This is a genomic window from Acinetobacter sp. 1566109, assembly GCF_000582255.1.
In the GTDB taxonomy this organism is placed as follows: Bacteria; Pseudomonadota; Gammaproteobacteria; order Pseudomonadales; family Moraxellaceae; genus Acinetobacter; species Acinetobacter nosocomialis.
On sequence record NZ_JEYB01000062.1, the window covers coordinates 1 to 20,826 of the forward strand.

23 protein-coding genes are annotated in these 20,826 nt (G+C 37.2%); 14 read left to right on the plus strand and 9 right to left on the minus strand.

Annotated features, from left to right (window positions below; all coding sequences use genetic code 11):
• Positions 1 to 1,392 (plus strand): aldehyde dehydrogenase (NADP(+)) (locus J582_RS21545; protein WP_032048564.1); only part of this gene is annotated, 1,392 nt, incomplete at its 5' end.
• Positions 1,393 to 1,445: 53 nt separating this feature from the next.
• Here the strand turns inward: J582_RS21545 and J582_RS21550 are convergent.
• Positions 1,446 to 2,342: a hypothetical protein gene (locus tag J582_RS21550; RefSeq protein ID WP_032048565.1), complete on the minus strand. Its 897-nt coding sequence runs from the start codon at positions 2,340 to 2,342 to the stop codon at positions 1,446 to 1,448.
• Between the two features lie 317 nt (positions 2,343 to 2,659).
• Between J582_RS21550 and J582_RS21555 the strand changes: the two genes are divergently transcribed.
• From J582_RS21555 to J582_RS21570, 4 genes are all read left to right on the plus strand, one after another.
• Positions 2,660 to 3,490, plus strand: a complete 831-nt coding sequence (locus tag J582_RS21555) for an alpha/beta fold hydrolase (RefSeq protein ID WP_032014752.1) — start codon at positions 2,660 to 2,662, stop codon at positions 3,488 to 3,490.
• 161 nt (positions 3,491 to 3,651) lie between these two features.
• A complete protein-coding gene (locus J582_RS21560) occupies positions 3,652 to 4,890 on the plus strand; it encodes an NADH:flavin oxidoreductase/NADH oxidase family protein (RefSeq protein WP_032048566.1) in 1,239 nt (412 codons plus the stop codon).
• A 15-nt stretch (positions 4,891 to 4,905) separates the two neighbouring features.
• Positions 4,906 to 5,973: a saccharopine dehydrogenase family protein gene (locus J582_RS21565; protein WP_032048567.1), complete on the plus strand. Its 1,068-nt coding sequence runs from the start codon at positions 4,906 to 4,908 to the stop codon at positions 5,971 to 5,973.
• A 211-nt stretch (positions 5,974 to 6,184) separates the two neighbouring features.
• Positions 6,185 to 6,760, plus strand: a complete 576-nt coding sequence (locus J582_RS21570) for a dihydrofolate reductase family protein (protein WP_032048568.1) — start codon at positions 6,185 to 6,187, stop codon at positions 6,758 to 6,760.
• Positions 6,761 to 6,826: 66 nt separating this feature from the next.
• Here J582_RS21570 and J582_RS21575 read toward each other — a convergent pair whose 3' ends face one another.
• Together J582_RS21575 and J582_RS21580 are read right to left on the minus strand one after the other, a co-directional pair.
• Positions 6,827 to 7,633: a type 1 glutamine amidotransferase domain-containing protein gene (locus J582_RS21575; protein ID WP_032048569.1), complete on the minus strand. Its 807-nt coding sequence runs from the start codon at positions 7,631 to 7,633 to the stop codon at positions 6,827 to 6,829.
• 76 nt (positions 7,634 to 7,709) lie between these two features.
• A complete protein-coding gene (locus J582_RS21580) occupies positions 7,710 to 8,126 on the minus strand; it encodes a MerR family transcriptional regulator (protein WP_001026793.1) in 417 nt (138 codons plus the stop codon).
• 156 nt (positions 8,127 to 8,282) lie between these two features.
• Here J582_RS21580 and J582_RS21585 point away from each other — a divergent pair, with 156 nt between their 5' ends.
• Positions 8,283 to 8,981 (plus strand): type 1 glutamine amidotransferase domain-containing protein, encoded by a 699-nt coding sequence (locus J582_RS21585; RefSeq protein WP_032048570.1) that lies wholly within the window; start codon positions 8,283 to 8,285, stop codon positions 8,979 to 8,981.
• Positions 8,982 to 9,051: 70 nt separating this feature from the next.
• Here the strand turns inward: J582_RS21585 and J582_RS21590 are convergent, their stop codons facing one another.
• The 3 genes from J582_RS21590 to J582_RS0105180 all read right to left on the minus strand — a co-directional run bounded on the left by J582_RS21590 (position 9,052) and on the right by J582_RS0105180 (position 11,297).
• Positions 9,052 to 10,071 carry an MBL fold metallo-hydrolase gene (locus tag J582_RS21590; RefSeq protein ID WP_032048571.1) on the minus strand — a complete coding sequence of 340 codons (1,020 nt, stop codon included), beginning with the start codon at positions 10,069 to 10,071 and terminating at the stop codon, positions 9,052 to 9,054.
• A 141-nt stretch (positions 10,072 to 10,212) separates the two neighbouring features.
• Positions 10,213 to 10,782 carry a TetR/AcrR family transcriptional regulator gene (locus tag J582_RS21595; protein ID WP_032048572.1) on the minus strand — a complete coding sequence of 190 codons (570 nt, stop codon included), beginning with the start codon at positions 10,780 to 10,782 and terminating at the stop codon, positions 10,213 to 10,215.
• A gap of 155 nt (positions 10,783 to 10,937) precedes the next feature.
• Positions 10,938 to 11,297, minus strand: coding sequence for a winged helix-turn-helix transcriptional regulator (locus J582_RS0105180; RefSeq protein ID WP_032048573.1), 360 nt, complete (start codon positions 11,295 to 11,297; stop codon positions 10,938 to 10,940).
• A 127-nt stretch (positions 11,298 to 11,424) separates the two neighbouring features.
• Between J582_RS0105180 and J582_RS21600 the strand changes: the two genes are divergently transcribed.
• From J582_RS21600 to J582_RS27345, 6 genes are all read left to right on the plus strand, one after another.
• Positions 11,425 to 12,282 (plus strand): SDR family oxidoreductase, encoded by an 858-nt coding sequence (locus J582_RS21600; RefSeq protein WP_032048574.1) that lies wholly within the window; start codon positions 11,425 to 11,427, stop codon positions 12,280 to 12,282.
• Positions 12,283 to 12,647: 365 nt separating this feature from the next.
• Positions 12,648 to 13,172 (plus strand): hypothetical protein, encoded by a 525-nt coding sequence (locus J582_RS26290; protein ID WP_049083240.1) that lies wholly within the window; start codon positions 12,648 to 12,650, stop codon positions 13,170 to 13,172.
• A gap of 688 nt (positions 13,173 to 13,860) precedes the next feature.
• Entirely contained in the window at positions 13,861 to 14,430 is a 570-nt protein-coding gene (locus J582_RS21610; protein ID WP_032048575.1) for a TetR/AcrR family transcriptional regulator, read from the plus strand.
• A gap of 77 nt (positions 14,431 to 14,507) precedes the next feature.
• Positions 14,508 to 15,278 (plus strand): hypothetical protein, encoded by a 771-nt coding sequence (locus J582_RS21615; RefSeq protein WP_050049511.1) that lies wholly within the window; start codon positions 14,508 to 14,510, stop codon positions 15,276 to 15,278.
• 123 nt (positions 15,279 to 15,401) lie between these two features.
• Positions 15,402 to 15,779, plus strand: coding sequence for a hypothetical protein (locus tag J582_RS27340; protein WP_227556666.1), 378 nt, complete (start codon positions 15,402 to 15,404; stop codon positions 15,777 to 15,779).
• Between the two features lie 7 nt (positions 15,780 to 15,786).
• Positions 15,787 to 16,146 (plus strand): hypothetical protein, encoded by a 360-nt coding sequence (locus J582_RS27345; protein WP_227556667.1) that lies wholly within the window; start codon positions 15,787 to 15,789, stop codon positions 16,144 to 16,146.
• Between the two features lie 56 nt (positions 16,147 to 16,202).
• Here J582_RS27345 and J582_RS21620 read toward each other — a convergent pair whose 3' ends face one another.
• Positions 16,203 to 16,673: a hypothetical protein gene (locus tag J582_RS21620; RefSeq protein WP_032048577.1), complete on the minus strand. Its 471-nt coding sequence runs from the start codon at positions 16,671 to 16,673 to the stop codon at positions 16,203 to 16,205.
• A gap of 247 nt (positions 16,674 to 16,920) precedes the next feature.
• Between J582_RS21620 and J582_RS26300 the strand changes: the two genes are divergently transcribed.
• Together J582_RS26300 and J582_RS21630 are read left to right on the plus strand one after the other, a co-directional pair.
• The gene (locus tag J582_RS26300) at positions 16,921 to 17,061 is read left to right on the plus strand and encodes a hypothetical protein (RefSeq protein WP_002050829.1); all 141 of its coding nucleotides are present in this window, start codon (positions 16,921 to 16,923) and stop codon (positions 17,059 to 17,061) included.
• Between the two features lie 242 nt (positions 17,062 to 17,303).
• Positions 17,304 to 18,437, plus strand: a complete 1,134-nt coding sequence (locus tag J582_RS21630; protein ID WP_032048578.1) for an OmpW/AlkL family protein — start codon at positions 17,304 to 17,306, stop codon at positions 18,435 to 18,437.
• A 105-nt stretch (positions 18,438 to 18,542) separates the two neighbouring features.
• Here J582_RS21630 and J582_RS21635 read toward each other — a convergent pair whose 3' ends face one another.
• Entirely contained in the window at positions 18,543 to 19,883 is a 1,341-nt protein-coding gene (locus J582_RS21635; protein WP_032048579.1) for an MFS transporter, read from the minus strand.
• 9 nt (positions 19,884 to 19,892) lie between these two features.
• Positions 19,893 to 20,705: an amidohydrolase family protein gene (locus J582_RS21640; RefSeq protein WP_032048580.1), complete on the minus strand. Its 813-nt coding sequence runs from the start codon at positions 20,703 to 20,705 to the stop codon at positions 19,893 to 19,895.
• Between the last annotated feature and the right edge of the window lie 121 nt (positions 20,706 to 20,826).

Genomic DNA, 20,826 nt, shown 5'->3' on the forward strand with positions numbered 1-20,826 from the left:
CCTGAACAGCGTGCTGTTTTTCTAGAAAATATTGCCGATGAACTTGATGCATTGGGTACAGATTTTCTTGAAATCGTTTCACAGGAAACCGCTTTGCCACTTGCACGCTTACAAGGTGAACGTGCCCGTACCAGTGGGCAAATGCGCCTGTTTGCCAAAGTGTTACGCCGTGGTGACTTTTTAGGTGCCCGTATTGATACCGCTTTACCTGAGCGTCAGCCTTTACCTCGCCCAGACCTGCGCCAGATTAAAATCGGTGTTGGCCCTGTGGCAGTTTTTGGGGCAAGTAACTTTCCTTTAGCATTCTCAACTGCGGGTGGTGACACTGCTTCGGCACTAGCGGCTGGATGTTCGGTGATAGTAAAAGCCCATAGTGGACATATGGCCACAGCAGACTTTGTAGCACAGGCTATTGAACGTGCCGTAGAAAAATCAAATATGCCTAAAGGTGTATTTAACATGATTTATGGTAATGGCGTAGGTGAACCACTGATTAAGCATCCTTTAATTCAGGCTGTGGGTTTTACAGGTTCATTGCGTGGTGGTCGCGCTTTATGTGACATGGCCGCAGCCCGTCCACAACTGATTCCTGTATTTGCTGAAATGAGCAGTATTAACCCGATGTTGATGTTGCCTGAAGCCTTAAAAAACCGTGGTGACAAAATTGCACAGGACTTGGCAGATTCAGTGGTTCTAGGCTGTGGTCAGTTCTGTACCAATCCGGGTTTAATCTTGGGTATTAAATCGGTCGAATTTAGCCAGCTCATTAGCAACCTAACCGACATTATGTGGGCTAAGCCTGCACAAACTATGCTCAATGCCGGAACCTTAAAAAGTTATACCGCTGGTCTTGAGCACTTAACCCAGCATCAAGGCATTAAGCATTTGGCAGGTCAAACTCAACAAGGCAATCAGGCTCAGCCGCAACTGTTTAAAGCTGATGTTGAGCTTTTACTGGCGGGTGACCAGCTTTTACAGGAAGAAATTTTTGGGCCAACCACAGTCATTATTGAAGTTGAAGATAAAGCCCAACTCATTCAGGCGCTACAAAGCATGAATGGTCAACTGACTGCGACTTTAATTGCCGATGAAGCTGACTTAACCGAGTTTGCAGATGTAGTGCCAGTTTTAGAGGAAAAAGCCGGTCGATTACTCATAAATGGCTACCCAACGGGTGTAGAAGTGTGTGATGCGATGGTACACGGCGGGCCATACCCAGCCACTTCAGATGCAAGAGGTACTTCTGTTGGAACCTTGGCCATTGACCGTTACTTAAGACCTGTGTGTTACCAAAACTATCCGCAAAGTTTATTGCCGGAAGCTTTAAAAGATGGCAACCCATTGCAGATTTTAAGACTGGTGAATGGTGAGATGACCAGAGAAGTGATCTAAAAAATAAAAAGAGACCATATGAAGGTCTCTTTTTTATATTTCGAATAATAAATCTATAGCGGAGTAGGCAAATTAAGCACGACTTGCGCATCTTCTATAACATCTAAACGCAAAATTTTTGAAACACCTAGTTCATTTAATAGCTTTGTTAAAGGACCTTCATTTTTCACTAATCTTACTTTCTTTGGAAAAAGCTTTTGCGCGAAAGAAAGAATGTTGGATTGAACCTCTGTCTGGTGCCATTTACCATCAACAACATGTAGCATGGTTGCTTTATTAATATGTGTTTCAGAGTCAACATGTTTTAAAGTGGGGACAGCAGTCTCTAAACTTAAATCTAACTTACCATTAAGATCAAAAATATTGGCTTGAACGCTTTTGGAATTAATGTTCACGTCAATTTTAGTCAGCCATTTCGGTAACTGGTAACCATATACACCCCGTACTCTGGCAATTTCTGTATCGACAGGTAACGCCAAAACATGTGCATAAAAATGACGTTGACGCATCGATTTGATTAGTTCTGCAATATGTGGCCCATGCGCATTAGGCTTGCGTACCACAATCGCAATCGACACTTCGTTATAAGGGTCATTGTCACAAACCGAATAGGTAAAGAAAGTAACGGCGACCAACCCATAACCCGGAAAGGGTTGTAATGGTGTTAAGTCAGCAGGAAGTTTTGTTTTAATCTGTTTAATAGGTGCAAGCATCAGCAGTTGCACATTTGCGCTACGATAATAAAAGTTAGGTGCCCAAACAGGACCAACTCTTGATTCAACTAATTTTTTAGGAATATGACGGAAAAAGTCTATATTTCCAGCTGCTGGATCTTTTGCAACTTCATCTAAATCGGGATTCATTCTAAAACGGTCATAATAACCACCTTTGGGTACTTTGATTTTTTGTTGCCCAAATTCAACCTCAGTAAATTGTTGTTTTATATCCATGAAAATTCACCTTTACATTAATTGACCGAGTATCTAATGCTGTCCATATGAAGACGTGTTAATTTAGAACCACTACAGAAACTATAAGTTTAAAGTTCACTTTAAAGTCAAGATTTTAATTTTGATGGCTAAAGGCTTTGACATTTAAATGAAATAAAAAAGGGGAAAGATGAGAAGAGTTTAAGGCCGTGCTTTCATATAAATTTTATTTTAAAAATACAATTAAAGTAATTGACCTTAAAGTTAACTTTAAGCTTAGTATCAATATTCAAATTTTATAACCAATCTATAAGTAGTTTTTTAGCAGGAGAACAAAGATGGGATACGTAACGACAAAAGACGGTGTAGAGATTTTTTATAAAGATTGGGGACCACGTGATGCCCAAGTTCTATTTTTTCATCATGGTTGGCCTTTGAGTTCAGATGATTGGGATACACAATTGCTTTTTTTCCTTAAAGAAGGTTTTCGTGTAGTTGCTCATGACCGCCGTGGACATGGGCGTTCGAGTCAGGTATGGGATGGTCACGATATGGACCATTATGCAGATGATGTGGCAGAAGTGGTTAAACATCTGAACATTAAAAATGCAATTCATATCGGCCATTCAACAGGTGGCGGTGAAGTGGCTCACTATATTGCACGTTATGGTCAGGAAAACGTCAAGAAAGCTGTTCTTGTCAGTGCAGTACCACCGCTTATGGTTAAAACTGAAAATAATCCTGAAGGTTTACCAAAAGAAGTTTTTGATGACCTTCAAAATCAGGTTCTCACAAACCGTGCACAATTTTTCCGAGACCTCCCATCTGGCCCATTCTATGGTTTTAACCGACCAGATGCGAAACCATCTGAAGGTATTATTGCTAACTGGTGGCGTCAGGGTATGACGGGCAGTGCAAAAGCACATTACGATGGTATTGTGGCGTTCTCACAAACTGACTTTACCGAAGATTTAAAGAAAATCACCATTCCTGTTTTGGTATTACATGGTGACGACGACCAGATCGTGCCTTATAAGACGTCTGGTGTGAAATCTGCTGAGTTACTTCAAAATAGCCAACTCAAAATCTACCCAGGTTTTTCTCACGGTATGTTAACCGTAAACCATGAAGTAATTAATGCGGACTTATTAGCATTTATTCGCGAATAATTTAAAGCTTTAAACTTTAAAAAAAAGAGGCCTATTAAGTGCCTCTTTTTTATTTATAAACAATTGAAATTAAAAATAATAAATAGAGAAATAATAAAAGGTATTGACATTAAAGTTAGCTTTAATCTTAAAGTAAAGCCATACTGAATGAGGTCATTCCAATGAAAGTGTTCGAAAAATTAGTATTCCCAAATGGCTCATATGTTCCTAACCGTATTGCTAAAGCGGCAATGGAAGAAAATATGGCTGATTTAAACCATGCACCATCAGAAGAATTAATGCATTTATATCAGGCTTGGGCAAATGGTGGCGTAGGTCTAATCATTACCGGAAATGTGATGGTAGACCGCCGAGCGATGACTGGACCGGGCGGCGTAGTGCTTGAAGATGAAAAGCATCTAGATACTTTCAAAAAATGGGCACAAATTAGCCGTTCCAAAGGTGCTCAGGTTTGGCTTCAAATTAACCATCCGGGTCGACAAATGCAAGCTAGCCTAGGTCAGCAGACTTGGGCACCTTCTGCAATTTCACTTGATCTTGGCAAAATGTCAAATCGCTTTAATACACCAATTGAAATGACTGAATCCATGATTGCAGAAGTGATTCAGCGTTTTGCAAACACGGCACGTTTAGGTGAAAAAGCAGGATTTACTGGTGTAGAAATTCATGCAGCACATGGGTATTTATTAAGCCAGTTTCTTTCTCCACTCAGCAATAAGCGCCAAGATCGTTGGGGCGGTTCTTTAGAAAACCGCGCTCGTATTTTAATTGAGATTGTGGAAGCGGTTCGTAAAGTGGTTTCGCCACAGTTTACGGTTGCAGTGAAACTAAATTCAGCCGATTTTCAGCGTGGCGGTTTTAGCGCTGAAGATGCTCAGCAAGTGGTTAAAATGTTAAATGAGCATGCAGTCGATTTGGTTGAACTTTCAGGTGGTAGCTATGAAGCGCCTGCAATGCAAGGCCAAGCACGTGATGGTCGTACACTTGCCCGTGAAGCTTACTTTTTAGAATTTGCACAAGAAATTCGTAAAGTTGCCAAAATGCCTGTTATGGTGACAGGTGGCATACGCCGTAAACAAGTGGCAGAAAAAGTAATTGAAAGTGGTGTAGATATGGTCGGTATTGCCACAGCTTTAGCGATTGAACCTAATTTGCCAAATGCTTGGAAACAAGGCCAAAATATTTCACCTGAACTCAAGCCAATTACATGGGAAAATAAAACATTGGCTTCACTTGCCAACATGGCTGTGGTCAAATTCCAGTTACGTAATTTAAGTGCTGGTAAAAAAACAAAACCAAATGTTTCACCAGCTTGGGCTTTAATTTTGCAACAATCAGCGATGTCATGCCGTACTCGCCAGTATAAAAAAGGCATGCGTGACTATTCATTTGCTTCTTAAAAAGTGAGTTGTGTTATGACAAATCTTAACGATTCAAATTGGTTAATTTATGGAGCAAATGGCTACACGGGCGAATTAATCGCTCGTGAAGCTGTACGCCAAGGTCTAAAACCGACTTTGGCTGGCCGTAACAAAGCTAAGGTTGAAGCACTTGCTCAAGAGTTAGGGCTTGACTATAAAGCTTTTGGACTTGATAACGTAGATGCAATAAGTGAGCAACTTCAAGGTTTTAAGCTGGTTATGCACTGTGCAGGGCCATTTTCAGCAACATCAAAACCCATGATGGAAGCTTGTATAAAAGCTGGTGCTCACTATTTAGATATTACGGGTGAAATTGCTGTATTTGAATTGGCACAGTCACTGAAGAGCCAAGCCGAAAAAGCCGATATTGTGCTTTGTCCGGGTGTGGGTTTTGATGTCATTCCAACAGACTGTGTTGCTGCTGCCTTGAAAGAAGCACTGCCAGATGCGACCCATTTAGCGCTTGGTTTTGACTCTAGAACTGGGTTTTCACCGGGTACAGCCAAAACAAGTACAGAAGGTATGGCCGAAGGTGGAAAAATTCGTAAAAACGGAAAAATTACCACTGTTCCGTTAGCACATTATGTCCGGACTATTGATTTTGGTGATGGTAAAAAAAGTGCCATGAGTGTTCCTTGGGGAGACGTATCTACAGCGTTCTATACAACCGGTATTCCAAACATTGAGGTGTTTGTACCTGCATTTCCTAAAATGATTTTTGGCGCGAAAATGCTGAACTATGTACGCCCGGTATTAAAAATGAATGCTGTGCAGAAGTTTATTAAGTCACGTATTGAAAAAACGGTTGTGGGGCCAAATGAGGAGCTTCGCGCGAAAGTACCTACCTATGTTTGGGGTGAAGCAAGAAATGCACGTGGGGAAATCAAAACTGCCCGTATTCAAACGGAAAACGCCTATAGTCTTACCGTAAATGGCTCACTGACTGTGGTGAATTATTTACTCAAAAATACCGTGAAAGGCGGTACATATACACCCGCAAAACTGATGGGTTATAAGCTAGTGACCGAGCTGCCGGGTTCTGGCCCGCTAGTCATTACTTAACCAAGCCTTTATTAAAACAGTAAGTTTATAGATAACCCGAATAAGGAGCCATTCTCGTTCGGGTCATTTATATAATTTATAAATATTTCAGGAGGATATAGAGCTATATAGATTCAAGAAAAATCAGAAAACAAAACACTCCATAAGACATCATTTAAATTGAATATACTAAAAAACGATAAATCTTTTTCATAACAAAGGAATGAGAATAATGAGAAAACTCATACTGTTTTTACATGCATCGCTTGATAGTTTTGTCGAAGGACCAAATGGGGCAATGGACATAGGCTGGATTGCTTACGATGCCGATTTGGCAAATCATGCCAAAGAAATTTTGAGCACTGCCGATACGGTAATTTGGGGACGTGCGACTTACCAGATGATGCATAATTATTGGCCAACCATGCTTTCAAACCCCGAAGCTTCGGAGCATGAACGAAATCATGCTGAGTGGATTGAAAAGATTGAAAAAATCGTTTTTTCAACCACCTTAGATACAGTTGAATGGAATAATTCCAGACTTGTGAAAGATCATGTTGAAGAAGAAATTAATAAGCTCAAGCAGCAACCGGGCAAGGATATGGTGATTTTGGGGAGTCCACGGTTTGCACACTATCTAATACAACTTGGTTTAATTGATGAATATAAAATTACGGTTTCGCCCGTTTTAATTGGTAGTGGCTTGCCACTATTCCAAGGTATTAAAGAAAAGACTAATCTTAAACTCATTGAAAATAAAACTTTTGCTTCTGGCGCGATAGGTCTTCACTATCAAAAGATAAGTTAATTTTTTCTATAATATTTGTATGGAAAGCCGAATTACAGCGCTGGTCTGTAATTCGGCTTTTTCAGTTTATTGAATTGTACTTAAACGCTTAACAACTGCTTGGGCAATTTCTTTGCTCGACTGAGGGTTTTGTCCAGTAATAATTCTGTCGTCTGAAACCACATACGAGGTAAACGGAATAAATGCTTGTTTATATTTTGCACCACGTTCAATGAGACCATTTTGTAAAGAAAATGGAACTTGAGACTTAATACCTGAAAGTGTTTCTTCTATATTTGCAAAACCAGTAACAGTTCTATCTGCAATTAAGGGTTTGCCATTTTCATCCTGTAAAGGCAATAAACCACCCACGCCGTGACATACCGCTGAAACAACTCCACCTTGGTGATAGATCTGTTCGCTAATGTTTTGCAAAGCTTTATTATTTGGGAAATCCCACATGGTGCCGTGCCCACCCGTATAGTAAATAGCTTTGTACTGGGTAGGATTAATCGCGTTCGGAGCTAATGTTGTTTTTAACCGTTGCATAAATGCTGGGTCGGCTAAATGCTGACGGGCAGATTTGTCTAGGTAAATGGACTTTAAACTACGTTCATCTAGAGGAACCTTACCACCTAAAGGACTTACAAAATCCATTTCATAACCAGCAGCTAAAGCCACATCGTAAAAATGAGTGAGTTCGGTTAGCCAAAGTCCTGTTTTATCTGAACGGGAAGGGTAAGCCGAGTGATTGGTCATTACGACTAAAATTTTTCCATTTGCTGTGGTAAGGCTTTGAGCTTTATCTGACTCTGCGGCATGTACTATATGTGTAGTCAAAAAAATGGCAAAAATAATGGTTAACCAACGTTGAAAATTCCACACTTTAAACATCACAGGTTCCTCATTTATCACCTGTGACCCATCGTATGTTTAAAGTGTACTTTAAGGTCAATAGAATTCTATAGGTTTACGGCATTTTTGATTTATCGTAATAGAGATTCATAAGGCGTTCGGCATTTTCTTCACAGGTAATTTCATCGGGTTTGTTATTAATTGCTTCAATCATGGTGAGTAAATTTTGCTTACTGACTTTAAGTTTTTGTTCTAAAAGTTCGATTTCCTGAATTTTAGATTCAAGTGTTTGGATGAGTGCGTCATGGTTCCAAGTAGTCACTTTTGATGGTAAAAATGATTTAATTTCTGCTAAAGAAAAACCGACTTGCTGGGCCTGTTGAATTAAAGAAAGTTGCTTTAAATCGTTATCTGTATATTCACGATAACCATTCGACTTTCTTTTTGCTTTAGGCAAGAGTTTGATTTGCTCGTAATAACGAATTGTAGGGGTACTTAAACCACTTAGTTTCGATAACTCGCTAATATTCATAGCCACATACTCTATTGACATTCAAGTTAACTTTAGACTTATAGTTACTTAAAATCAAGGTTCATAACTTTACCAAGCACACACTTTCAGTAACAGCTTTCTATGCTTTGATAGATGAAAGAATAGAATTATAAATATGAAAAATGAGGTGACAAAATGTCTAAACGCATATTACATGTCGTGACCAATGTTTCACGCTATAAGGATGTAGACCAACAAACTGGACTGTGGTTAGGTGAACTCACCCATGCTTATGATGAGTTTGAAAAGCAAGGTTATGTGCAAGATATTGTCAGCCCAAATGGCGGAAAAACCCCGATCGAGCCTAAATCGCTTGCACCTTTGGTTGCAGATAAATCTGTTAAAGCCAGAGAAAAAGACCAAGCTTTTATTACCTTGTTAGCAAATACTTTTAAGCCTTCCGATATTCATTGGCAAGATTATGACGTGATCTATTACACGGGTGGTCACGGTGTGATGTGGGATTTTTTAGATAACCCTGAACTGCAAGAAATCACCAAAAAAATTTATGAAAAAGGTGGGATTGTTTCGAGTGTATGCCACGGTTATTGCGGTTTGCTTAACGTCAGACTTTCAAATGGCAAACGTCTAATAGAAGGTAAAAAGTTAACTGGCTTCGCATGGAGTGAAGAGGTTCTGGCAGGGGTAGCGAAAAAAGTGCCGTACAATGCCGAAGAACTCGCTAAAGAATATGGTGCTCGTTATGAAAAGGCTTTTATTCCTTTTGCGCCGTATGTCGTTCAAGATGGCAATTTGATTACTGGTCAAAACCCGTTTTCAGCTAAAAAGACAGCTTTAGCAATTATAGAAACGCTTGAAAAGAGTGCTTCGTGAAAATCACTCAAAGTTATAAATAAGATAAGCCGAATACTGCAAATGGAGCATTCGGCTTATTTTTATCAAACTATGAACGCCACCAATAATTTTCAACATTCGGCTCGTTTAAGTTCAAGAGTTGTCCCATTTGCGGTGTGCTAATGGCTAAATTATTTTCATGAGCCAAACCCACAATACGTTCAAACGGGTCGTCCCAAGCATGAAGCGCCAAGTCAAAAGTACCATTATGTACAGGCAACAAATGACGACCCTTTAAATCGATATGCGCTTGTAAAGTTTGCTCTGGTTGCATGTGAACATCGGGCCATTCAGGGTCATAAGCACCAGTTTCTAACATGGTCAAATCAAACGGACCATAACGATGCCCGATCTCTTTAAATCCATCAAAATATCCCGTGTCACCGCTAAAAAACACACGTAAGTCATTATCAATAATCACCCACGACGCCCAAAGCGTCGCATTGCTATCGCCCATACCACGGCCTGAAAAATGATGGGCAGGGGTAGCCACCAGTTCAAGCCCCTCTACATGGGTAGTATCCCACCAGTCGAGCTGTTGAACTTTCTCTGCTGGAATTCCCCATTTAATAAGGGTATCGCCCACACCAAGCGGCGTTAAGAAATGTTCAACTTTATCGTTAAGCTGCATAACCGCATGGTAATCGAGGTGGTCGTAGTGGTTATGCGACAAAATCACACCTTTAATCGGTGGTAAGTCTGCAATGCTAATCGGTGGCTGGTGAAAACGTTTTGGACCAATCCATTGAAAAGGTGAAGCACGTTCAGAAAAAACAGGGTCGGTTAACCAAAACTCATTTTGCAGTTTTAACAAAATGGTTGAGTGGCCTAAACGAAATAGAGAGCGGTCAGGTGCACTTAAAAGCTGTTCTTTGGTTAAGCTTAAAACAGGAATTTCTTTGTTGGGTACAGTGTCTTTTGGCTTGTTAAATAGAAACTTCCACATGAGTTGGAGCATTTTGCCAAAAGAAGGCTTGTGTTGGTTTGGACGCGTATTTCTAAATTTGCCATTGTGCTGCTGAGATGGCATTAAGGGAGAAGGCAAGTCTGTTGTGTTTGAAATCGTCATCTTGTTTTTCCTTATTGGAACAAACCTATATATGCAAATAAGAACTTGGGTTAAGTACTTATTTTGATTTAATTAAATGAGTATTTACTCACTCATTAATTGGTTTAAAAATAAGGACGCCGTGCATCCTTACTCTTTTATCTATATTGAAACAGCATGCCAAAACGCTTCAAAGCCAGATTTTCGATAACGCTCGGCTTGAGCAGGGTCTTGGGCAATAAAATTAAGTGTAACTTCGGCAAGCGCACCTAAAATTGAAGCAATAAATAACGGTGGATAATCTCTTAATTTTCCATCGTTAATACGTTCTTGAATGTTTTGGGTGAGGTCACAAAAGGTTTGCATACCAATTTGTTTGCTTTGCTCGGTAATTTGTTCCGATGTTGAAAGCTGCGCCATCACTTTACGTTTAAGGGGAGCTTTTAAACTCCAGTCCAAATAGCTTTGCCAGATATGCGACATTTGTGTTTGTAAGTCTGAGTCGGTAGGGTAACCAAGCATCATGACCTGACGTAGCTCGGCCTTGAGCGAAAGATATAACTGATTAAGCAATTCTTCTTTATTACTAAAGTAGGTAAATAAAGTGCCTTCTGCCACGCCAGCAACTTTAGCAATTTTTGAAGTAGACGCACGTTCGCCAAGCTCTGCTAATGTTTCGATAGCAGCGCTTAAAATTGCATTACGTTTATCTTCACTACGAGGACGAGCCATATACAAATAAATTAATTGAGTGATTACTCAATCATACATAAAAATAAAAAGAGAGCAATCATATTTTGTATAAAGCTTAACAATAAGATGAAAAAAATATTATGAGTCAAATTGTAAAACGACTTTTCCTTTTGATCTGCCAGTATTTACATACGTTAATTTTGAACTGTTTCTGGACTAGGCTGATTTTCCAATAAATTGGATATATTATTTTCAAGCCAAGTTGTTAAATCAAAAAGTCTTTCGGAAGCTTCTCGTCCAAAGTCTGTGAGTAGATAATCTACACGAGGTGGTATTTCCGCATAATCTTGACGAATGATAAAACCTTCATTTTCAAGTGTTTTTAAAGTTTGTGCTAACATCTTTTCGCTAATGCCATCAATTATTTTCTTTAACTCATTAAAGCGCAAACGCTGATCTCGAAGCGCAACTAAAATCAAAATACTCCAACGACTCGTCAGCGTTAACAAAATTTTTCGAGAGGGACAATCTGCTGCAAAAACGTATCCTTTCATCGTTCACTACCTTAACTACAAAACTTTACATTTGTTCGTAAGCTTACTTTTAGGTAAGTACTTACTTTTAGTAAGTTAAGGTACTACGATGATTGGAATACATCAATGACATCAAGTGGAGATTATCATGCGTATTGCAGTTACTGGGGCATCAGGTCAACTTGGCCAATCCGTTATTTCTCAATTACTCGAACGTAATGAGGCAAAAAATATTGTCGCATTAGTCCGCAATCCAGAAAAAGCATCAGGTTTAAGCTTAAAAGGAATCGAAGTTCGTGCTTTTGATTATAGTCATGATGGCAATAAACTTTCGGCTCAATTGTCAGGTATTGATAAGCTTTTATTAATCTCATCGAGTGAGGTTGGTCAACGTACAGTACAACACCAAAATGTGATTAATGCAGCAAAACTTGCAAACGTAAAATTTATTGTTTACACAAGCTTATTAAAAGCAGATACATCACCGCTTCTATTGGCACAAGAGCATGTTGAGACCGAGCAATATTTAAAAACATCAAATATTGCATATACATTATTACGTAATAGTTGGTACAACGAAAACTATGCAATGGGACTTGCACAAACAGTAGAGCAAGGCAAAATTTTCGGGGCAACACATCACGGCAAAATTACTTCTGCTTCACGCTTAGATTATGCAACTGCTGCCGCTGTAGTATTAACTCAAGAAGGGCATCAAAATAAAGTTTATGAACTTGCAGGTGATACAAGTTATACCCTTGATGACGTAGCAAAATGGGCAAGTGAAATCAGTAAAAAAGAAGTAACTTACCAAGATTTATCAAAAGAGGAATATCAAGCGCTCTTGATACAAGTGGGTTTACCAGAAGGCTTTGCAAGTATCTTGGCAGATTCAGATGAAGGCGTATCTAAAAATGCTTTATACAGTGATAGTAAAGACCTGCACCAGTTAATTGGTCGTGCCACTACAAGTATGCAAGAAACGATTAAAGAATTTTTATCTTAATTCGATGCCGTGATGTAGAAACTATAAAGTTCATTCAATAACCTTTATGTATGAAAAAGGCTTAAATTTTTAGAGTTTAAGCCTTTTTATAAAAGATATTTTTAGTGAAATATATAAATTGAATCAGTAATACCATTAACTTTGCGCAGTGTATTATCCATAAGATTTTCTGGCATATAGAAATAGACTTAATTCTGCCAATAAAGTGTTTCACCATAGAATTTAGCAAAATAAACAATAACTACCCAAATATTTAAAGGCGAATAACGCGTATTTGGATAAATGGTGGCAATACAAAAATACCAACTTAAAACGAATAGCTAGACGTTATGATCTTATGCTTGGCTGTTGGGGAATAAAATTAAATGAAAATTTTTGCTGTTGACCAAAATAGTGCTTTAACACGCTATGCAGGACAAAGTCTGGTTATTAAATTTGATGACGGAAAAATACTAGAGATCAATGACAGCCAAGAACCTTTAGCCGCGTTCCCTGAAGGCATTCTTATATGGAGTGGTCGAGCTCCCAATCAAGATGCTATAACCGATTTGCAGTTTTCACAACTGAGCATCACGCCAGTTGCTAGTAATGGAATTATTATCGCGCCATACCAAGAACAAATAGCGACAGCTATAAGCCTGACCATGTTCGTTACCGATGAAAATGCGCAATTACTCCCAATTAAAGAAAAAAATGTTGTGATTGAGCTTAAAAATGGAAAAACCATAGAAGTACTCGAAGACTATGCTAAAAAAGGCTTGTTGGTTTGGGGCGGGCGTGAACCCATTTCAGGACTTTCTATAGAACAATTGAAAGAAAGAACCGAAAGCCTAGGGATTTATCCTATGGCTAGTAATGTCATTTACGTATTTCCATTTAAGTTGCCATAAAAGGCTCAAGGTCGGCTAAAAGAATTGCTAATTGGAACGGATATTTGAGCAGTGACACGAGTAGAGTGTTTTGTTTTTATGCATTTTTATAAATAAAAAATTAACAATAAATTTTAACTATTTATCCTTACTTTTTAATGATCTAATTTAAAGCAAATGTCATTTTGTATGCTTGACTGTAAGTGACTTGGATACTATCCTTTGCGGGCTGGCCTACATTGCCAGTCGGTTTTGACGGACCGCTATTTCAACCACTTCAGGACTATTTCTTCTGAGGAATAGTTTTGTGTGCACACCTCGTTCCCTCCCGTAGCGGTAGGACGGGAGTGGGACACTTTCGAGTGTGCTGGAGTTGAAACCAGTCCGTCAACCCGCTTCCGTTCTGCCACCATAATTTATAATGCTTTGGCAGAACTCCCAAAAGAAGGAGTTGGCTATGCACATTCATAAATTATTGGCAGTCACTGTCAAAAACTATCTCGACACCACTTAAATCAATTTAAAGCAGCTTGATTGCCTATAGGCTTTTTTGGCTTTAAATCGTCACGACCAAAAACTTAGCAACAATAAAACTTGATTTGTGCCAAGCACAGTCTTTATAGGCTTTGCTGAGCCTTTTTTTCTCCCAGAAAAGGTACAGGCTTTTTAATCTCATTTAGAAACAACAAGAATTTATAACGGCAAAACTATGTCAAATTTAGAAATATCTTCGAAAAAACTACATGTTATTCAAACTGCTATACACCTATTTACAACTTACGGGTTTCACACAGCGGGCGTAGACCTGATTGCTAAAGAAGCCAAAATCACCAAATCCACCTTTTATAAATATTTTGGTTCAAAAGAAGGCCTGATCGAAATGTGCATTGCCTTTCAAAAAAGCTTGCTCAGAGAAGAAGTGCTCTCCATTATTTACTCAGGCCATTACCGCACTTCAAAAGATAAACTCAAAGAAATTATTGTTTTACATGCCAACTTTAATAGCCTGTACTACTTTTTACTAAAAGCCTTTTTTGAAATTAAAATCGCTTACCCACACGCTTACCGTATGGCAATAGAGTATAGAAAATGGCTACTTCATGAGATTTTTGACCTGATTTTTAGTTTAGAAAGCCATGCATTAAAACCTGACGCCAATTTGGTTTTAAACCTAATAGATGGCTTGATGTTCCAGATTTTAAGCTCAAATAGTTTGGATGAACGGGATGTGGTGGTGGAGAGGTTTTTTGGCGGGGAAATGAAAATGTTTTTGTTTTAATTATTAGGAGTTTTATAGTTTTTCCCATAACTTGAGTAAGTAGATTAAATATAATTATTTGAATAATATAGGTGTTAATGGGGAAAATGGGAAAATATATGTTTAAAAGAATATTATTTGAAATATATGAACAAGAAAGGAATATATTTATTGATAGTCATAAGTTCTATTATAAGCAAGCTCAGAAAAGACTACTTTCTCAATTTAATAATCTAGAAGAAGAAATCAATGAAATTGCTGACCAGCAATTGGAGGATTTAGAGGAGTTTTTTGATCCCGATTATCATGACCCAGATGATTTTTGTGAAAGAGCTTATGAAAATGCAAATGAACAATTAATGCTACTTAATGAGATGAGAGATCAAACTTTATTAAGTATATTGGCTGGTATGTATCACCAATGGGATAAAGCCTTAAGAGAATGGATGGCTAAGGAAACTAGACACTGGGGTGGGAAAAATGTTGTTTATAAAATTTGGAAAGTTGATATTGGTAAAATATTTGATTTATTTGAAGTAATGGGATGGAAAATTAGACAGGAAAACTTTTTTGAGAAATTAGATGCTTGCCGTTTAATAGTTAATATATACAAACATGGAAATGGCGACTCATTAAATGAATTAAGAAAAAATTATCCTTTCTATTTTTATGATTATGAGGAGAATAGATTCGAAATTGATGGATGGTTTGATCATACATGTATTTCTCTGACTGATGAAAATCTTAAAGAATTTTATGAATCAATTCTGGAGTTTTGGCAGAATATTCCAAATAGTTTTTTTGATTCAAATGAATTCATCGCACCCAAGTGGCTTAAAGATGCATTAATAGCAGATTCTATTAGTTAAATAGTTTATTGAAAAATCATTATTAAAGTTAAGTCCCAATATTTATTCTTTAAATTTTATTCAGTTATCTGATTTAACAGTCATCAATATTTGATATAAGTTGAAATGAATTAGGAAAAGAAAGTGATAGATGCAACAATAAAAGCCGCTCAAATTCAGGCAGATTACGCTTTAATCTCTGCATTTATAGGTGCAATTGGTATCATTTTGGGTATCTTAATTTCATGGTACACAGCTTTACATTTGCAAAAGGTTGCGCGACTAGCCGAGACAAGGAGAGATGTTTATTTAGAGTTAATTGAACATTACTCATTTATGGTAAATGGCTTTTCAAAATTTCTTCTAGATTCTCATAGCTGGGCTTTTTTCTTTGAAAATATAACTAAATTTTGTATTACGATAGATAAAGCGGCATTTATTAGCACTACCAAAACAAAAAAAGAACTTTATGAGTTTCTGGAAAGTTTTAAGGAAAATTTGAATAAGAATTCAATCTGTTAATGCTTTTATGGAAGCAGTCGAAGAATTAGAACAACTAAAAGTAAAAAGAAAAAATCTAACAGAAATCTTCAATAAAAAAATGGAGCTTTTAGATAATCTACAACTTCAAAATCCTAGAGATGAGCGTATACCTAAAATTCTAAATTTTATTGATGAAAATTTAAAAGAAAGTGAAAAATTAGAGAAATTAATCTCAGATCAAGAAATATATACTTTTAATAAGAAGAATGAATGCCATACTCAACTTAGAGAAATGTTAAATGAAATTAATGATTTGACCTTGCCAATAACACATAGTTTGAGAAAAGAGCTAGGTGCTAAAACAGATATTAAATTAGACTATAAAATTCATCAAAACAATAGATAGTGAACCTAATACGCGTATCTTTTTTCTAAAATCTATTCATAATTATATAAAACCGCTCAAAGCGGCTTTATAGTTATATTGCATGGGTAGTCAAAAATTGCTGGGTTTTCCTTACTCAAAGCTTTTTGCCATTTTGGCTGATTTTCCTTAAGCCATTTATTTAAATCAGGTTCTTGCTCAATACTATGCTTTACAGCTTTTATATAAGTTGGGTTATTAACAAACTTACTCATTAAACATAAAGTATTTAATTTTATTGACTCTACAGTTTTTTCAAGTTTGAAATTTACACTTGCTTGGTCATCATATCTTTTTAATAAACCAAGCTTAAATAATGCATCATCATACAATTGTTTAGTTAAAGCAGTAGGAGCTTCTTTCGGTGCTAAAGCATAAGTACTAGCATCAAGATTGAATACAGTAGGCAAAAAAGTAGCTTGAATATCTAGTTCTTCTTGTGGGGTTGGTTTAGCACTACAAGCAGTAGCAAAAATAGGTAAGAGGCAAGTTAATAAATATTTTTTCATTTTAGAAGGTTCCTTTCTTTATCTTTATTTAGAAATGCATTTTATATTGGTGGAAAAGCTATCTTGGTTAGAGTGACTGAAGTCTAAGTAAATTTTACTATTTTTATAAAAAAAGCTCACAAAGATGTGGGTTTATTTATTACACATTGCTTAAAAAAATATACAGAAACCTCGTTAAAACGAGTTGGAACGCTACAAACGCGGATGTTAAGTTGAAGTCCACTCTTCCCAATAAGTGAGGTGAGCAATGAAATTGTTAGCTTTGATTAGCATGGGAGTTGCAGCAAGTTATTGGTATAAAACTATAAAAGATAGCAAGCCAACTCTTCTAAAACCAAATTTTGATGAAATCGTAAAAAACTTTGTATTAGCAGAATTTAAAGTCTAATACATATTATGAAATTTAGTTAAATAAAAAGCTCATCGGAAGATGGGCTTTTTTTCAATCTATCAATTCCATACAAAAGTCATTTATATTGTATATTTTTCAATCAATTAAAATATATTAATTAAAATTAATATATTGTTTTATAATACTTTTTATCGGAAAATTTTACCAAAAGTTCAAAAAATCTTTATTTTAAATGATGAGGTTAATGGAAACCTCTTAAATAAAATAAAGGAAATAAAATGGATATTTTAAAATTAATCGGCGGGAATCTGCTCGCTGTGGCTTTTATAACGGGAACACAGACAGCACATGCAGAATTTAAACGGTTTTCCGTATCTGCTGGATGGTTGCATGTCATGCCACAAGGAAAGGCAAATCCATTCAATATAAATACTGCTGTAGCAAATGGAACCACGGCCAAAGTTGGAACTATTTCTACTTCAGCATTTATGAAATCAATAGACCCTAATGCAAAATTATCAACGGGTGAAAATGCTAAAGAAATTCTTGATATGGTGTTTAGTCATCCAGTCGATGAAAATGGCAATCAAGAGCAGTCGGTTGGTCAACTATTAGGGCTTGTAGATGAAAATGATATGGTTTCGCCTGATATAACAGGTACGGCAACCATTAAAGGTCTAGAGCAATGGGAAGGCAAAGGTACAGGGCTTGAAGTAGAAGATGTAGATACATTGGGCTTAATGTTCAATTACTATATTAATGAGAACGTGTCTTTACAGTTAATCGGTGGTATTCCTCCAAAAGTTGATATTAAGGGGAAAGGAGAAATCAACGCGCCGTTATCTGGTTTTGCAAATCCTGAAGGGTTAGCAGCTTTAGTAATTGGAGATAAACTAGATTTGCTGCAAGATATTCCAATCACCAATCTTGGTAATAAATCTAAGGCGGCTACGGTACGTGCATGGACTCCAGCATTAGAAGCCCAATATCAATTCGGTAAGTCGGGTGTAAATAAATTTAGACCCTATATTGGTGCTGGTGTTATGTATTCACGCTTCTCCAATATTAAGTTAAACGACCAAATCAACTCAGACTTAATTGCTGCGGGACATATGATTCAGAATGTGCTAGACAATAATGCTGGCGCTGCATTAGATGGTAAAACCTCTAGTGCAAATCCTTATGTTCGAGTGAAAACGACTGATGCGATTGCTCCAATTGTGAGTCTAGGCGCTACTTATGACATTACACCAAATTGGTATGCTGTTGGTTCCGTGTCCTATGCAAAGTTAAATAACCGAGCAAATATTGATGTGATTGATAGCAAAACAGGTAAGCAGTTAATTCATGCATCAACCAAAGTTGATATTGATCCTTTAATTACTTATTTGGGTGTAGGTTATCGCTTTTAATATTTTTTCTTTAAATCAGCCGTATTCATTACGGTAAAAAAAGCCCTGCTAAATATTGATCATTAGCAGGGTTCGATTAGAGAATGAGAGCAAATAAATGATTACTTAAACTGCTTTTTGAACTTTTTGTGCCTTCGGTAAAGTTGGTTTTCTTCCCAAATACAATGCAATCACGGCACCAATAAATGTCAGAATGCAGAGCGGTAAAAGTGACACAGGGAAACTGCCCGAATAATCTTTGACTATACCCATAATAGAGTTCATAAGCCCAGTACCTATATGCGCAATCGTATTTACTGCTGCAATACCTACAGCAACTAAAGTAGGTGGTAAGCGCTCAGAAACCAACGCCCAGAAAGGACCTTTAATGGCATAGTTACCCATCAAAACGAGTGAGAATAAAAGTAAGCTCAAGGTTAAAGATGAAGTAAAAATAGTAAGGAGCAAATCAAAACTCGTCACAAACAATGGAATAGCTGTGTTGAGACTCTTATTACCACTTTTATCGGCATGTACACCCCAAACAATCATGAAAGCGGCAGCTAAACCAAACGGAATCATATTTAAAAGACCCGTCTGCATAGCAGTTAGATGGAAGGCTTTTAAAATCTGAGGCATCCATAATGATAAAATATTGCTGGTTGCAGAGCTTCCTGCATAAATAATTGCGAAGAACCATAAATATTTATTGGTAATCAGAAGCTTAAACTTACTCTTTTTCTGTTCGGCACTGTCTTGTTTTTCAGTATTTAACTGTTGGTTTTTTTCAAAAGTTAAGGTACTCGATAGCCATTCTTTTTCCTCAGAACTTAACCATTTAACATGATTCGGTTTATTTGGAAGCCAAACTAAACATAATATGCCAAGAAGAATTGCAGGCAATGCTTCAAAAATTAAAAGCACTTGCCATCCACTTAAGCCAACTAAACCATGCAAGCCTAATAATAAAGCAGATAAAGGTGAACCAATAAAATTAGATAAAGGAATGGCAACCATAAATACGGCAACAATTCGAGCCATATATCGTTTAGGGAACCATAGTGTTAAATACAGTAATACACCCGGGAAAAATCCTGCTTCGGCAGCACCAAGTAAAAACCGTGAAATTGCATATGAAATAGGGCCGGTAATGAAGGCGGTACAGCAACCGACAATTCCCCAAGTAATCATGATTCTGGCAATCCAGATACGTGCACCTAGCTTTTCCATGGCCATATTACTTGGAATTTCAAATATGACATATGCAATAAAAAATAATGTCGCACCAAAACCAAAGGCAGTCGCGGTTAAACCAATTTCTTGATTCATGGTTAAAGCGGCAAAACCAATATTTACTCGGTCAATATATGAGATGAAATAACAAAGAATGAGGAAAGGAAGAATACGAAAAGAAAGTTTACGGATCGTTGACTTTTCTACTTCCGATATAGATATATCATTTTTCATACATACTCCTTATGTACGTGAGAAACCAAACAGCTCGGTAGGGTTCTGATTTAAAATTAAACATTGCTCGTGTTTATCAAACACAATCTGTTTAAAAGCTTTAATTGCATCTTCATAAGTTATTAAGGATTCATGTTGGGTATGGGGCCAGTCACTTCCCCAAACGAGCTTATGTAAAAAACCTTTGTCTTTTAAAATGTTATAGGCTTGTTGGGCAGTGTTTATGTTGTTTGGAGTAGTACCCAAACGATAGAAACCAGACACTTTAATCCAGTGCTGCTTGACATTAAGCAAGCTTAAAAACTTTTGATAATCTGGATCATTAATCCCTTTAATACGGTCAACTCGGCCAAAATGGTCAATTACAACATCAAAGCTGTATTCATCTAATTGTGGCAAAAGCTGAACCAGATATTTTGGCGGTGCGTGTAATTCAACTTGCCAGTTGAGGCTTTCCACATTACGTAAAAATTTTTGCCAGTCAGGCGTATTTAACGTAGGAGGGTTAAGACCGAATAGATTTAAGCGAACACCAACGATGCCTTGTGCCTTGAGTTTCACTAGCTCATCAAAAGTTGTCTTATGTTGAACAACGGCGATCCCTTTTAAACGCTCAGGGTATTGCTGAATTGCGTTTAACATCGCTTGGTTATTGGTACCCAAAAAGCTGGGTTGAACCAAAACACCATGCGTGAAATTGTGTTCATCAAGATGAGAGATAAAACTTTGTACAATTGCATCATAATCAGGTGCATAACGTGCTGTTTCGATACTGTGGTCCTGAGTCGAAAAAACATGTGCATGTGTATCTATACAGTTCATTTTCATCTCACATTACAAATTTTAAAGCGAAAATAGCGATTAAAGCGGCAATGACTCCTACAGGAATTGCTTTAAATAACAGTTGATTAAAGAATTTGGTTTTGTCGATGTCTGCTGGTGC